Origin of the sequence: Thioalkalivibrio sp. ALE16, assembly GCF_000381305.1 — a bacterium.
Taxonomy (GTDB): Bacteria; Pseudomonadota; Gammaproteobacteria; order Ectothiorhodospirales; family Ectothiorhodospiraceae; genus Thioalkalivibrio.
The window spans coordinates 160,665-173,871 of record NZ_KB906355.1 but is presented as its reverse complement, the minus strand read 5'-3'; the positions used below and the strand labels follow the sequence as shown (position 1 = coordinate 173,871).

Here is a 13,207-nt window from a genome sequence, read left to right as displayed (position 1 = left end):
GGAATTAGCCAGTTCCTGCCGGGTGTCCCGACAGAGATCACGGCCAGAGGCCGTGCAACGCTGGCACCCGCACCCGGCAGGAGCCGCACACCCTCAACAAACCCTCAACGAAGGAGACCTGGATGGATCACCACGACGAAGCGTTTCTCCGACGCGCACAGGCCGCGCGCGAGCGCATCGATGAAATTGAACCGAAACAGGTAGACGACCACCTGGCATCCGGTGCCATCGCCATTGATGTGCGCGAACCGGAGGAGTACCAGAAGGGCAGCCTTCCGAACGCCCGCAACGTTGCGCTGGATTCCATCACCCGCCAGATCGAGGGGGTGGTGCCTGACAAGGGCGCGCCCCTGGTCTGCTTCTGCAATGGTGGCAACCGCGGGGCACTGGCGGCGGCCCAGCTGGTGGATATGGGCTATACCAATGTCCAGTCCATCGCGGGCGGACTGCGCGCCTATCAGGACCCGGATGACACCACGGAAAAATGAGAAAGCCCCCTGATCGATGACAGGCCGTGCGCCCGAGCCTCCGCGGGCGGGCGCAGCTTCCACCTTGCGCCTGCGCGCATGGTTAAATCGGCCCTCGTCTTTCTGATAGCGAAACCGCCATGATTGCCGTGATCTTTGAAGTCGAGCCCCATTCCGAACGCAAGCAGGACTACCTGGATGCGGCCGCGAGCCTGCGCGAACACCTGAAGGACGTCGACGGATTCATCTCCATCGAACGTTTCGAAAGCCTCAGCACGGCCGGCAAGGTGCTGTCGCTGTCCTTCTGGCGGGACGAGGCCGCGGTGCGGGAATGGCGCAACCTCGAGGAACACCGTCAGGTGCAGGCGGCCGGGCGCGCCGGCATCTTCGCCGACTACCGCCTGCGCGTGGCCGAAGTCGTGCGCGACTACGGCATGCACGAGCGCGACCAGGCCCCGCGCGACTCGCGCCGCGCACACGGAAACTGACGCTCTCCGCCCTGCCCGTCGCGCAACTACCCCCGTGCTGGACTATAGCTTCAGGGTTACCCACTGACGGGAGATAGGGCATGGGCATCGTGAGCGAATTCAGGCAGTTTGTGGCGCGCGGCAACGTGGTGGATATGGCCGTGGGCGTGATCATCGGGCTGGCGTTCGGCCAGATCGTGTCGTCGCTGGTATCGGATGTGGTGATGCCGCCGATCGGCCTGCTGATCGGCGGGGTCGACTTCTCCGATCTGGTGATCGTGCTGCGCGAGGCCGAGAATGGCGTGGCGGCGGTCACCATCAATTACGGAGTGTTCATCAAGCGCGTGGTGGACTTCCTGATCATTGCGGCCGTGGTATTCGCCGCCATCAAGATGATCGCGCGCCTCCAGCACAAGGAGGAGGCCCGGCCCGCGGAACCCCCGGCCCCCAGTAACGAGGAGAAGCTGCTGGCCGAGATCCGGGACCTGCTGAAGGCGCGCCAGGACGGCTAAGGGGAAAATCTGGGGTGCCAACCCCCCGGGGCTGTCCGGCGGAACCCGGTCGCCCCGCCCGCGTCCGAGCGTGGAGAGCCGATCAGGAGACAGGTTTGGACAACGCCATCGAGGTACAGGGACTGGTACGGGACTTCGCCGCCACGCGGGCCGTGGACGGCGTCGATCTGCGGGTACCAACCGGACAGGTCCTGGGCCTGCTGGGGCCGAACGGCGCCGGCAAGACCACCGTGGTCCGCATGCTGGCCACCCTGCTCGCGCCCACCGCCGGCACGGCCCGCGTGGGCGGGTTCGATGTGGCCCGCGAGGCCGCGCGGGTTCGCGAGATTATCGGCCTGACCGGCCAGTACGCCTCGGTGGACGAAAAGCTGACCGGCCGCGAGAACCTGATCCTGATCGCCCGCCTGCTGGGCCTCAAGCGCGCCGATGCCCGGGCCCGTGCGGACGCGCTGCTCGCGGACTTCTCGCTGCAGGAGGCCGGGCGACGCCCCGCGCAGACCTACTCCGGGGGTATGCGCCGACGCCTGGACCTGGCCGCCAGCCTGGTCGGACGGCCGCGCATCCTGTTCCTGGACGAGCCGTCCACCGGCCTCGACCCGCGCGCCCGCCGCGACCTGTGGGAACGGGTGCGCCAGTTGCAGGCGGCGGGTACCACCGTCCTGCTGACCACCCAGTACCTGGAAGAGGCCGACGCCCTGGCCGACTCCATCGTGGTGCTGGACCAGGGCCGCGTGATCGCCGAGGGCACGGCCGCCGAACTGAAGGCCCGGGTCGGGGCGCGCAGCCTCTACGTGACAGTGGCGGACCCGGCGACCAGCGACCGCGCAGCCGGGATCGTCACCGGGCTCGCGGGACGCCCGGCCCAGGTCGAGGGGGCGCAAATCAGCGCGCCGGTGCAGGATGCCGGGCTGCTTCCCGCCGTGTTGCGGCGCCTGGACGACGCCGGGATCGAGGTGGTCGACCTGGGGCTACGCGGCGCCAGCCTGGATGATGTGTTCCTGTCCCTGACCGGGCGCAGTGGCGCCGGCCACGCGGAACCGGGCGCCGGGGAGGACGCGGCATGAACGCCATTGACCAGACCCTGGCGCTGGCCTGGCGCAGCCTGGTGCAGGTACGCCGCAACCCCTGGGAACTGGGCGACTACTCGATCCAGCCGATTCTGTTCCTGGTGCTGTTCCTGTTCGTGTTCGGCGGGGCCATTGCCGGTTCGCCCGAGAACTATCTGGCGTTCGTGCTGCCCGGGGTGATCGTGATGAACATGCTGTTTGTGACCGTGTACGTCGGCCACGGCCTGAACACCGACCTGACCCGCGGTGTGTTCGATCGCTTTCGCGCCCTGCCCATCCCGCGCTGGGCGCCGCTGGCTGGACGCATCCTGGCGGACGTGGTCAAGCAACTGCTGTGTATTGCCCTGTTGCTGATCGTCGGGTTCCTGCTCGGCTTCCGCCTGGAGACTTCGTGGGCGCACCTGCTGGCGATGGTCGCGCTGGTGCTGAGCTTCGCGGTGGCCTTTTCCTGGGTGATGGTGCTGGTCGGCGTGATCGCGCGCGACCCGGAGCATGTGCAGCTGTTTGGCTTTACCGCGCTGTTCCCGGTCACCTTCGTCAGCTCCGCGTTCGTGCCCGTGGACACGATGCCGACCTGGCTGCAGGGCTTCGTACAGGCCAACCCCGTCTCGCTGCTGGCGGAGGCCGCCCGCGCCCTGATGAACGCCGACGGCCCGGCCCTGCAGCCGGCCCTGTGGTCGCTGGCCTGGGCCCTGGGCATTGCCGGGGTGTTCGCGCCGCTGTCGGTCTATGCGCTCAACCGGCGACTGGCGCGCGGCTGAACGTGGCACCCGTCGGCTGACCAAAAAAGGGCCGCCGCTTCCCGCGACGGCCCGGCAGGCCCCGTGTGAGGGGGGTTACGGGATCAGTAAACCGGCACCAGCGCGTAGCCCTGGTTCTGATAGCCCATGACCGCGATGAAGCCGCTGCGTACCGGCTGGATCGGATCCAGGATGGTGTCGTTGTCCACACCATAGGCCCGCGTCGCGGCGGCGCAGACCTCCATCTTCACGCCCAGCTCGTCCAGGCGGTCCACCGCCTTCGCGATCGCCTCCAGGGTGTCGGCGTGATCGATCGCGACCTCGGGCTCGGGGTCGGTGTTGATGAACTTGACCGCCTCGGCGATAAAGACCATGCGCAGATCGGGCTCCACGCCCTCCTTGAGCAGGTTCTCGTGGTTGGTGGCGATGCCGCGCAGGTAGGCCAGCATCACGTTGGGGTCGGACTTGCGCATGTCGTAGACCGCGCGCATCGTCTCGATGCCCTGGGTCGCCTCGCGATTGTCCAGGCCCTCGGCGCTCGCCGTGGAGGCCAGGCCAAACGGCAACAGCAGGGCCAGCAACAGGATCAGCATTCGATTTCGCATGGTGGTTCTCCTCCTTTTATGGTGAAGGCCCGGGTGTTGCGTCCCCGGGCTCGATACCCGAACCCTTCAGGCTCAATAGATCGGGATGACCGCGTAGCCCTGGGCCTGGTAACCGGTCAGGGACACGAAGGTGTTGCGCACCGGCTCGATGCCGGGCAGCAGCTCGCCGTGCTCGACGCCGAACAGGCGGGTGGCCACGGCGCAGGATTCCATGCGCACGCCCTTCTCCTTCAGTGCCGCCACGTGCTCCTCGATCGCGTCCAGGTGGTCGAAGTCGGTCAGCTCGAAGCGCTCGCGATCCTCGGAGACCATGGTCACGGCCCGCCCGCGAAAGGCGAGGATCATGTCCGGGTCCACGCCCTGATCGGTCAGGTCTTCAAAGGTCTCGCGGATCACCATCAGATACAGCGCGAGCAGCTCCGGGTCGTTGTTGTTCAGGTCGAACACGACGCGGCCCTGCTCGACGCCGTCCAGGGCGCGGGCGTCGGTGGGGGTTTCGGCCTGGACGCTCAGGGTGGTCAGCGACAGGGTCAGCAGCAGGAACAGGGATGCAATGATCTTCATCGGGGATTCTCCTTCGGTAGAAAAACGGGTTACGGGCAGTTAGCCGAGGGCATCGCGATGGCGCGCCAGGCGGCCTCCTGGGTCTCGGGCAGGTAGTGCGCCAGGGGTTTCTCGAGCACGCCGTCGAGGTACAGGTGCAGCAGGCGGATGGCGCCACCGAACGCGGCGGTGGCCGCCACCGGGATCTCCATGGGCCGGACCTCGCCGGCGGCGATGCCCTGTTCGATGCACTCGCGCATGCGCTGGAACGGCTGCGAGGAGCACACCGGCGGCTCGTCCGGGAGAAACTCGCGGTGCCGCGCCTCGAGCACGAAACGCATCGTCTGCGGGGCCTCGGTGGCGGCCCGGAACATAAACGCGATGATCCCGTCGCAGCGCGCGCGGCAACCGCTCTCGCGCTCCATCACCTCGGCCAGGCCCGCATCCATGCGTTGCAGCAGCTCGTCGTACAGCGCCTTGGCCAGCGCCTCCTTGTTGCCGAAGTGGTGATAGATCGAGCCGATGGAGACACCGGCCTGACGCCGGATGTCATGGATGGAGGTATTGAAATAGCCATCCTGACTGAACCGCTCGAGCGCGGTATCCAGTACCAGTTTGCGCAGCGCGGCGCCGCGCACGGATTGCTTCGGGTTCTCTGTCATCGCGAATACCGAACCGAACGTTCGTTCTAATTTAGCGCGAAGATATGGGAAATGCCACATGCGACCCGGCACTGCCTTCTCGCCAGGACCCATTCTCCGCACAACCGACCTTCACGTACGCGGTGTACTTCCCGCGCTGTACTTCCCAGGGAAATGCTGATCCACGTACACCCTCGCCCTTAAAAGAGCCCGGGTTTCCGGCCGATTGCGGTTTTGCAAGCGCCCCATCGGCCAGGGGGCTGGCCTCCTGCAAATGCTGACTCCAGACCAGTAGGAGCCGAGCCCTCTCGGCGATTGAGGCCTTACCCACGCCCTGCCGGCAGGGGCTGGCTTCCCACAGGCGAGGGACCCGGACGCTCCGCATTGGGATTCAGAAGTCCTCGAACTCCATGGCGCGGAACACGCGGCCGGCGTTCTGGCGATGCAGCTCGCCGTAGGTGTCCAGGTGGCGGTAGGCGGTCTGGTCGATGTTGTAGGCATCGTTCAGCGTGCCGCCCTCGTCGAGGATGCGCTGGACCTCCTCGCGCAGGTACACGAGATAATCGTGGGTGTAGCGGCGGAGCACCTCGAAATCGTTCACCGGGTCGCCGTGGCCGGGGATGATGTACTCGGCCTCCAGGGCCTCCAGTTCGTGCCAGGTCTCGATCCAGCCGGCGGTATCGGTGTATTCGAAGATCGGCAGCATGCGCTGATGGAACGCCAGGTCCCCGGTGATCAGGACCTTGCGCTCCGGCGCCCAGAGGGCGATATCGCCCGGCGCGTGGCCCGGCCCGAGGTAGAGGATCTGAATGGTTTCACCGCCCATCTCCAGGTCCAGGCGGGTGGCGAAGGTGACGTCCGGCGTGCCCAGCTCGGTCATGAACGCCTTGTCGCGGGTGCGGGTGGCGGCCGCTTCCAGGCTCGCCTGACCATTGGCCTCGATCTCGCGCCAGGCATCGTTGTGCGCGATCACCGTGGCGCCCTGCTCCTGCCAGTAGGTCATGCCCAGCATCGCGTGGCCCTGGGCATTCTCCAGCACCACGTATTTCACCGGTTGATCGGTAAGCTTCTTGATCTCCTGATGCAGCGACTTGGCCAGCAGGTAGTTGTCGCCGGCGTTCATCACCACCACGCCGTCGTCGGTGATGATGAACGACAGGTTGTTGTTGTGGCCGGAGTTCTCGTAGGTGGAGGGCTGGGTCGCGCCGATCGCGGACCAAACGCCGTCGGTCACCTCCTGCGGGCGGTCGTAGAGGAACGAGTCGCGGGCCTTGTCCAGCACATACAGCGGCAGCCCGGCGTCTTTCCACTCGAAGAAACCGCCGGGGTAGTTGTACACATTGGTGTAGCCCATCTGCTGCAGGGTCTGCGCGGCGGCCACACTGCGCAGGTTCTGGCCGCAGTAGACGACGATCGGCGTGTCCTTGTCCGGGATCTCGCCCGGCACCTCGAACTCGATCCAGCCGCGCGGGATATTCAGCGTCTCGCTGGAGCGGATCTGCCCGCCGGTGTGATCAATCTCGGTACGCGTGCGCACATCAATCACCACGTGGTCGGGCTCGCTGGCGATCAGGTCCTGCAGGCCCTCCTGGTCGATGTTGGTGATCTCCGCGTTCGCCGCCTCCAGCAGCGTGTCGCCCGTCAACACATCGGCCTGCGCGGCACTGCTGCCCACCGCGACAAGGGCCAGTCCCAGCCAGATCGCTCGCATGGTGATTCTCCGGTTCGTATCCATCCCTTCACCATAGCCCTCCGCGGCGGCGGCAGCCAGGCGCGGTGCTTGAGCCCCCTCCGGCAGCGTCTATATTCATGTTGTAGGCACACGGCCCCGCGGCCGAAGGAGCCCGCAATGAGCAGTCATATGGCGGATGTCACCATCCACATCGACGAGGACACCGACCACGCGGCCCGCGAACGCATCCAGGATGCCCTGCGCGAACTCCCGGGCGTGATGGCCGCGTCCAGCCACGACGAACGCCCGCACCTGATGGTGGTGGAGTACGACCCGCAACGCATCAACAGCCGCAAGCTGCTGGACACGGTCACAGCCTCCGGTGTGCACGCCGAACTGATCGGCCTTTAAGGAGACGCTGATTGAATCGCACGTCCGCGTTGGCGCCCCCTGTTTTCCGAGACAAGGCGCGTCGTGCAGCGGGTAGTGGTTCTACCCGCAAGCGGCGCAACGCAGGATCGGGGAACAGGGGGCACCAACCCCACAAGCCAGTGAAAGCAGGGGCTCGGCCGCTTTTGCGCGCGCACAGCGTTGCGGTTCCCTTGTGCAGAATGACTGCACGGCAGTCACCGCGCCTTGTTCGCGCGCAAAAGCGACTCGAGCGCGGACGTGCGATTCAATCAGCGTCTCCTTAAGGCCCCCCTGCGGAGGGAGCCGCGCGCCGCGCGGAGACGGGACAATCCCGCATCGGTCTGTCACCATACGGCCGATGGGGGAATCGGCCGACATCCAGCGTGGCAGCACGCATGCCGCAAGCAGGGACGCCCGCCGCACCGCGCGACGGCCGCGCCCGGAGGGCTGGGGCGTACTGCTGGGCATCGGCCTGGTGCTGGCCATGGCCTATGTCGCCCTGCCCCATGGCCCGCTGGCCAGCGCCCTCTACGTCATCACGACCGCCGGCGCCGCGGTGGCAGTTGCCCTCGCCACCCTGCGCCCTCAACGCCCGTTCGCCGCCTCGTCCTGGGCCCTGATCGCCGCCGCGCTGGCACTGGCCGCCACGGGGCACGGCATCTGGTACTGGCTGGACCTGCAGGGCCTGGAGCCCTTCCCTTCGGCCGCGGATGTCTTCTACCTCGCCGTGTACCCGCTGTTCGCGGTGGCGTTGTGGCGGCTGGGGGCCCAGGCCGCGCGGGACGACGGCGCCTTCGTGGATGCGCTGATCGTGGGGATCTCGGCCGCGGTCCTCGGCTGGGCCCTGCTGATCGCCCCCTACACCTACGACCCCGGACTCGGCTGGCTGCAACTGCTGGTCTCCACGGGCTACCCCGTTGCCGATCTCATCCTGCTGGTGCTGGTGCTACGCCTGGTGTTCCTGCAGCGTACGGGCATCACTGCCCACAGCTTCCTGCTATTGGGGATGCTGGCCTATCTGGCCGCCGACCTGCTGTATGCCCATGGCAACTCCGCGGGCTGGTACCGGGCAGGCGGGCTGACCGACGCCCTCTGGCTCGTGGCCTATGCGCTGATCGCGGCGGCCGCATGGCACCCGTCCGCGAGGGTGGAGCCGCGAACCCATACCTCGCCTGCCGAGCTTTCCGGGCGGCGGCTGCTGATCCTGGGGGCGGCCTCGGTGCTGGTCCCCATGGTGATCCTGGCCACCGCCGGCGGCGAGACGGAAACCATCCGCGTGGCCGCGATTGCCTCCATCCTGCTGTTCCTGCTGGTGATGTACCGCATGGCGGGCCTGCTCCGCGAAACCCATGTACTGGCGCAGCGACTGGAACACCTCTCCCGCAGCGATGCACTGACCGGGGTCGGCAATCGTCGCCACCTGGAGGAACAACTGGACCGCGAAATCGCGCGGGCCGAGCGTAATGCCGGACCACTGACCCTGGCCTTCCTGGATATCGATCACTTCAAGCGCTACAACGACACCCACGGCCATGCCGCCGGCGACGCCCTGCTCCGCGACATGGTCCGCGCCTGGCGCCCGAGCCTGCGCCCCACGGACCTGCTGGTGCGCTTCGGCGGCGAGGAGTTCGTGATCGTGTTTCCGCATACGGATGCCCGGCAGACGCGCCATATCCTGGAGCGCCTGCGCGCGGCGATGCCCAGCGGCCAGACCTGCTCCGGCGGCCTTGCCAGCTTCCGCCCGGGGGATACGGCGGATTCGCTGCTGGGCCGCGCCGACCAGGCCCTGTACGCCGCCAAGAACAGCGGACGCGACCGCATTATCATCGCCAGCACCGACGCCCTGCCCCAGTCGGACACGGCAGCAACCGATCAAGGAAACATCGATTCATGACCGCATCCACCCGCGCCACGCTGCGCGCTGCGATCGGCCCCGGCCTGCTGATGGCCGGGGCGGCGGTGGGCGTCTCGCATCTGGTCCAGGCCACCCGTGGCGGCGCCGAATACGGGCTGCTGCTGATCCCGATCGTGCTCATGGCCTGCCTGTTCAAGTACCCCTTTCTGGAATTCGGGCCACGCTACGCGGCCGCCACCGGGCACAACCTGCTGACCGGCTATCACCGGCTCGGCAACTGGGCCCTGGGCCTGTATATCGCGGTGACGCTGGGCACGCTGTTCATCATCCAGGCCGTGGTGACGCTGACCACCGCGGGGCTGTTCGCTCTGGTCTTCGGGCTGGACCTATCGATGGTCGTACTCTCCGCACTGATCCTGGCCGCCTGCATCGCCTTCCTGATGGTCGAGGCCTACAAGGGGCTCGACCTGGGCATGAAGATCATCATGGCCGCGCTGAGTGTCTCCACCGTGGTCGCGGTGGCCCTGGCCTTCCAGGAGGCCCCGGACTGGCAGACCCTCTCCGGCGCGCCGGAGTGGTCGAGCCTGTGGACCCTGGCCGGCTTCGCCTTCGTGCTGGCCCTGCTCGGCTGGATGCCGATCCCGCTGGACGTCGCGGCCTGGCACTCGGTCTGGACCCAAGAACGCGCCCGCCTGACCGGCCACCACCCGAGCGTGCGCGAGGCCGTGTTCGATTTCCGCCTGGGCTACCTCGGGGCCACCCTGCTGGCGCTCGCGTTTATGCTGCTGGGGGCGCTCTTGATGTACGGCACGGGTATCGGCTTTGCACCAGGGGCGGCCGCGTTCTCGGCCCAACTGGTGGATCTCTATGCCCAGAGCCTGGGCGAGTGGAGCCGGACGCTCATCGCCATCGCGGCACTGACGACCATGTTCTCCACAACGCTGGCCGTGACCGACGCCTACCCCCGGGTGATCATGGCCATCATCCGCGCCCTGCGGGAGAACGGCCACTCGATGCAGGACATGGAGGCCCCCGCCAGGGCCGAGCGCGGACTGGACTGGTGGGGCTATCGCATCGCCCTGCTGATCGTCGCCACCGGGGCGTTGGCCCTGATCTGGCTCGCCGGCGAGCAGTTCACACGCTTCGTCGATATCGCGACCACCCTTTCCTTCCTCTCGGCCCCGATCCTCGCCTGGATCACCTTTCGCGCGGTGATGTCACCGGATATGCCGGCGGATGCCCGACCCGGGCCCGGCCTGCGCGCGCTGGCCTGGGCCGGCATCATCTTCCTCGCCGGGTTTTCGCTGGCCTGGCTGGTCTGGCGCTTCGGACTCTGACGTTCAGGCCCCCGGCTCGCCGGCGCGCACGCAGAAGCGGGCGAGGATCGACACATCATGCCGGGCCTGCCCGGCCTCAAGCGCTGCATCCACGGCCTCGCGCACCGGCTTGAGCCCATCGGTCGCCAGCCCAAGGTCCCGGCTCAGATCGGCGATGATACCCAGGTCCTTGTGATACAGCCCGACCTGGAACCCCGGCTCGAAATCCCCGTCCAGCAGGCGCTGGCCATGCACCTCCAGGATGCGCGAGCTGGCAAAGCCGCCCATCAGCGCCTCGCGGACCCGGGCCGGATCCACGCCCGACTGCTCCGCCAGCGCGAAGGCCTCGCCCATCGCGACCAGCGTCTCGCCCACCACCAGCTGGTTGCAGGCCTTGGCGATCTGCCCCGCGCCGCTGTCACCCACGTGGGTCAGGGTGGACCCCACGACCTCGAAGATCGGGCGCAGCGACTCGACCACCGCGGCGGGGCCGCCTACCATCAGGCTCAGAGAACCGGCCCGGGCACCGGGTTCGCCCCCCGAGACCGGGGCATCCACGAAGGTCACTTCGCGTTCGGCGGCCGCGCGGGCGATGGCACGCGTCCGCATCGGGTCGATGGTGCTGTGGTCGATCACGATCAGGCCGGGACGGGCGTGCTCCAGGATGCCGTCCGGGCCCAGCATCAGCGCCTCGACATCCGGCGTATCAGACACATTCAGCACCAGCACCCGCACGCCGCGAACCAGCTCCGGGAGGCTCGCGCACGACTGCGCCCCCTCCTGCGCGAGTGCTTCCGCCGTCTCCGGCCGGCGTGCCCAGACACGAACTTCGGCCCCGGCGGCCAGGAGGTTGCGGTTCATGGGCGCGCCCATGATGCCGAGGCCAATGGCCCCGATCGGCTGCAGTTCGGGCGGGATGGGGGATGCGGACATAGGGCACTCCGAAAACGGTACCCACGCACTGTAACAACCCCGCTGGAAAAGCGGCACATGGAGGGTGACCCGAATCATGCGACGTGAACACCTGCACGGCTCGCTGCTCGCCTTCATCGGAGTGATGGCGCTCAGCTTCGACGGGCTGCTGGTGCGCCTGGCCGACACTCAGGGCATGAACATCGTCTTCTGGCGCGGGCTGCTGATGGCGCTTGCCCTGACCCTGTTGCTGCGTGTCCTCGACGGGCGCTGGGCCTGGACCCACCTGCGCCTGAGCGGCACGGATGCCGGCTGGGTCTCGGCGGGCTTTGCCGCCACCACCATCCTCTTCGTGCTAGCCATCCTGCACACCACGGTGGCCAACGTGGTGGTGATCCTGGCCGCCTCGCCGCTGTTCGCCGCCGTGTTTTCCGGGGTACTGCTGCGCGAGTGGGTGCCCCCGCGGACGTGGGTCGCGATGCTGGTCTGCCTCGGCGGGATCATCGGCGTGTTTGCCGGGTCGCTGGAGGCCGGGGGCTGGCTGGGGGACGGGCTTGCGCTGATGGCCGCGCTCGTGGTCGGCATCAACCTGACGTTGCTGCGGCGTTCGCCGCGGGTGGATCGCCTAGGGAAACACTGATCAATGTGCACGCTCGCGCTCGAGTCGCTTTTGCGTGCGAACAAGGCGCGGTGACTGCCGTGCAGTCATTCTGCACAAGGGAGCCGCAACGCTGTGCGCGCACAAAAGCGGCCGAGCCCCTGCATTGAATGATTTGTGGGGTTGGCACCCCAGGTTCCCCGATCCTGCGTTGCGCCACTTGCGGGTAGAACCACTACCCGCTGCGCACCGCGCCTTGTCTCGGAAAACCTGGGGTGCCAACGCGAGCGTGAACATTGATCAGTGTTTCCCTAGCCGTGATCGCGGCGGGAGGGTTGCTGGCGGCCGTCATCGCGTGGCCGCTGGCGGCACCCCTCGCGATCGGCCTCGACAGCTTCGCGGTGCTCGCCGTGATGGGCCTGGTGCAGCTCCCGCTGGCACTCGCGCTGATCGCCCTGTCGACCCGTTTCCTGCCGGCCGGCGAGGTCGCGCTGTTCCTGGTCCTGGAGGCGGTGTTCGGCACCCTCTGGGTCTGGCTGTTCCTGGCCGAGGCCCCGAGCAGCTTCACGCTGCTGGCCGGCGGCCTGGTACTCCTGACCCTGGCCCTGCACGCCGCCTGGGGTATGCGAAGAACCACTCTCTAATGTTCTAATTTTCTACATATGATCAGGCAGTTATCTAAATTCGGATCGGAATAATCCCGGATAGTTCCCGTCCTACCTGTAACCGGAAACGAAAGGCACGGACCTTCGCCACCGGATCCGGTCAGCTGCTTGCAGCGCGACATACGCCCCGGGCGTATCGACAACGAACACACGGGAACACAAGCAGGAGCCTGAACATGAAAAAGAGCATTATTCTTCCGCTGGCAATGGCCGCCGCCTTTGCCCTCCCGGGCGCGGCATCCGCGAGTGATTTCGACTATGGCACCCACAAGGTCGTTTATCACGTGAACTACGACAACGAGAACCGCCAGAGCGGCATGCTGCGCAACATCCAGAACCATATCAACGCGGTCGGTGCAGACAACATGGACGTCAAAGTCGTCATGCACGGCAATGGTCTGTCGCTGCTGGCCCACGCGCTGGAGAACGAGAACCTGAAGGGGTCGATCGACAACCTGAAGATGCAGAACGTCGACTTCCAGGTCTGTGCCAACACGGTTCGTGGCCGCGGCTATGACATCGAGAACGACCTCTACGATGCCACCGAGGCCGACATCATCCCGAGCGGCGTGGCACACATCTCTTACCTGCAGCAGCAGGGCTACACCTACAGCAAGCCGTAAACCACCCCTTCCTCCTTTGGTGGTCTTTTTGGGCCCGGGTTTTCCCGGGCCTTTTTCTTTTTGTTGTTCCGCCCGAACGGGAATAGGCGCATGCCCCGTGCGTCTTATAAACA

The 13,207-nt window shown here is 66.9% G+C and carries 14 protein-coding genes and 2 pseudogenes; 11 read left to right on the top strand and 5 right to left on the bottom strand.

The window, feature by feature from the left end:
- The first annotated feature begins 122 nt into the window (after positions 1–122).
- The 5 genes from F627_RS0102755 (at position 123) to F627_RS0102735 (ending at position 3,274) form a co-directional block, all read left to right on the top strand.
- Entirely contained in the window at positions 123–488 is a 366-nt protein-coding gene (locus F627_RS0102755) for a rhodanese-like domain-containing protein (RefSeq protein WP_019558316.1), read from the top strand.
- A 119-nt stretch (positions 489–607) separates the two neighbouring features.
- Positions 608–955 (top strand): antibiotic biosynthesis monooxygenase, encoded by a 348-nt coding sequence (locus F627_RS0102750; RefSeq protein ID WP_019583207.1) that lies wholly within the window; start codon positions 608–610, stop codon positions 953–955.
- Between the two features lie 80 nt (positions 956–1,035).
- Positions 1,036–1,446: a large-conductance mechanosensitive channel protein MscL gene (gene mscL / locus F627_RS0102745; protein ID WP_018880792.1), complete on the top strand. Its 411-nt coding sequence runs from the start codon at positions 1,036–1,038 to the stop codon at positions 1,444–1,446.
- A gap of 95 nt (positions 1,447–1,541) precedes the next feature.
- Positions 1,542–2,510: a daunorubicin resistance protein DrrA family ABC transporter ATP-binding protein gene (locus F627_RS0102740; protein WP_019583206.1), complete on the top strand. Its 969-nt coding sequence runs from the start codon at positions 1,542–1,544 to the stop codon at positions 2,508–2,510.
- Positions 2,507–3,274 (top strand): ABC transporter permease, encoded by a 768-nt coding sequence (locus tag F627_RS0102735; RefSeq protein ID WP_018866517.1) that lies wholly within the window; start codon positions 2,507–2,509, stop codon positions 3,272–3,274. The genes F627_RS0102740 and F627_RS0102735 overlap by 4 nt, the downstream gene beginning before the upstream one ends.
- Before the next feature lie 83 nt (positions 3,275–3,357).
- Here F627_RS0102735 and F627_RS0102730 read toward each other — a convergent pair whose 3' ends face one another.
- The 4 genes from F627_RS0102730 to F627_RS0102715 form a co-directional block, all read right to left on the bottom strand.
- Complete coding sequence (locus F627_RS0102730) at positions 3,358–3,858, bottom strand: DsrE family protein (protein WP_026329802.1); 501 nt, start codon at positions 3,856–3,858, stop codon at positions 3,358–3,360.
- 72 nt (positions 3,859–3,930) lie between these two features.
- On the bottom strand, positions 3,931–4,422 hold the full coding sequence (locus F627_RS0102725; protein WP_019583205.1) for a DsrE family protein: 492 nt from the start codon (positions 4,420–4,422) through the stop codon (positions 3,931–3,933).
- 29 nt (positions 4,423–4,451) lie between these two features.
- Entirely contained in the window at positions 4,452–5,063 is a 612-nt protein-coding gene (locus F627_RS0102720) for a TetR/AcrR family transcriptional regulator (protein WP_019583204.1), read from the bottom strand.
- A gap of 370 nt (positions 5,064–5,433) precedes the next feature.
- Positions 5,434–6,753, bottom strand: coding sequence for a rhodanese-like domain-containing protein (locus F627_RS0102715; RefSeq protein WP_019583203.1), 1,320 nt, complete (start codon positions 6,751–6,753; stop codon positions 5,434–5,436).
- Positions 6,754–6,891: 138 nt separating this feature from the next.
- On the opposite strand from F627_RS0102715, the gene F627_RS0102710 reads away from it, so the two are divergent.
- The 3 genes from F627_RS0102710 (at position 6,892) to F627_RS0102700 (ending at position 10,317) form a co-directional block, all read left to right on the top strand.
- Entirely contained in the window at positions 6,892–7,125 is a 234-nt protein-coding gene (locus tag F627_RS0102710; RefSeq protein WP_019583202.1) for a hypothetical protein, read from the top strand.
- A 358-nt stretch (positions 7,126–7,483) separates the two neighbouring features.
- On the top strand, positions 7,484–9,019 hold the full coding sequence (locus F627_RS0102705; protein ID WP_019583201.1) for a GGDEF domain-containing protein: 1,536 nt from the start codon (positions 7,484–7,486) through the stop codon (positions 9,017–9,019).
- The gene (locus F627_RS0102700) at positions 9,016–10,317 is read left to right on the top strand and encodes an NRAMP family divalent metal transporter (protein WP_019583200.1); all 1,302 of its coding nucleotides are present in this window, start codon (positions 9,016–9,018) and stop codon (positions 10,315–10,317) included. The genes F627_RS0102705 and F627_RS0102700 overlap by 4 nt, the downstream gene beginning before the upstream one ends.
- 3 nt (positions 10,318–10,320) lie before the next feature.
- On the opposite strand, the gene F627_RS0102695 is transcribed toward F627_RS0102700, so the two are convergent.
- On the bottom strand, positions 10,321–11,229 hold the full coding sequence (locus F627_RS0102695) for an NAD(P)-dependent oxidoreductase (protein ID WP_019583199.1): 909 nt from the start codon (positions 11,227–11,229) through the stop codon (positions 10,321–10,323).
- A gap of 76 nt (positions 11,230–11,305) precedes the next feature.
- Here F627_RS0102695 and F627_RS15515 point away from each other — a divergent pair.
- From F627_RS15515 to F627_RS0102685, 3 genes and pseudogenes are all read left to right on the top strand, one after another.
- Positions 11,306–11,836 (top strand): annotated as a pseudogene (locus tag F627_RS15515) (EamA family transporter); the annotation flags it as partial.
- 284 nt (positions 11,837–12,120) lie between these two features.
- Positions 12,121–12,450 (top strand): annotated as a pseudogene (locus tag F627_RS15510) (EamA/RhaT family transporter); the annotation flags it as partial.
- Between the two features lie 197 nt (positions 12,451–12,647).
- Positions 12,648–13,094, top strand: a complete 447-nt coding sequence (locus tag F627_RS0102685) for a DsrE family protein (RefSeq protein ID WP_018876192.1) — start codon at positions 12,648–12,650, stop codon at positions 13,092–13,094.
- The last annotated feature ends 113 nt before the right edge of the window (positions 13,095–13,207 follow it).

Bases quoted from the DNA above. Each gene is read 5' to 3' on its own strand.
- mscL (WP_018880792.1), top strand. From the start codon at position 1,036: ATGGGCATCGTGAGCGAATTCAGGCAGTTTGTGGCGCGCGGCAACGTG.
- F627_RS0102710 (WP_019583202.1), top strand. From the start codon at position 6,892: ATGAGCAGTCATATGGCGGATGTCACCATCCACATCGACGAGGACACC.
- F627_RS0102685 (WP_018876192.1), top strand. From the start codon at position 12,648: ATGAAAAAGAGCATTATTCTTCCGCTGGCAATGGCCGCCGCCTTTGCC.
- F627_RS0102750 (WP_019583207.1), top strand. From the start codon at position 608: ATGATTGCCGTGATCTTTGAAGTCGAGCCCCATTCCGAACGCAAGCAG.
- F627_RS0102735 (WP_018866517.1), top strand. From the start codon at position 2,507: ATGAACGCCATTGACCAGACCCTGGCGCTGGCCTGGCGCAGCCTGGTG.
- F627_RS0102705 (WP_019583201.1), top strand. From the start codon at position 7,484: ATGGGGGAATCGGCCGACATCCAGCGTGGCAGCACGCATGCCGCAAGC.
- F627_RS0102755 (WP_019558316.1), top strand. From the start codon at position 123: ATGGATCACCACGACGAAGCGTTTCTCCGACGCGCACAGGCCGCGCGC.
- F627_RS0102725 (WP_019583205.1), bottom strand. From the start codon at position 4,422: ATGAAGATCATTGCATCCCTGTTCCTGCTGCTGACCCTGTCGCTGACC.
- F627_RS0102730 (WP_026329802.1), bottom strand. From the start codon at position 3,858: ATGCGAAATCGAATGCTGATCCTGTTGCTGGCCCTGCTGTTGCCGTTT.
- F627_RS0102715 (WP_019583203.1), bottom strand. From the start codon at position 6,753: ATGCGAGCGATCTGGCTGGGACTGGCCCTTGTCGCGGTGGGCAGCAGT.
- F627_RS0102700 (WP_019583200.1), top strand. From the start codon at position 9,016: ATGACCGCATCCACCCGCGCCACGCTGCGCGCTGCGATCGGCCCCGGC.
- F627_RS0102695 (WP_019583199.1), bottom strand. From the start codon at position 11,229: ATGTCCGCATCCCCCATCCCGCCCGAACTGCAGCCGATCGGGGCCATT.
- F627_RS0102720 (WP_019583204.1), bottom strand. From the start codon at position 5,063: ATGACAGAGAACCCGAAGCAATCCGTGCGCGGCGCCGCGCTGCGCAAA.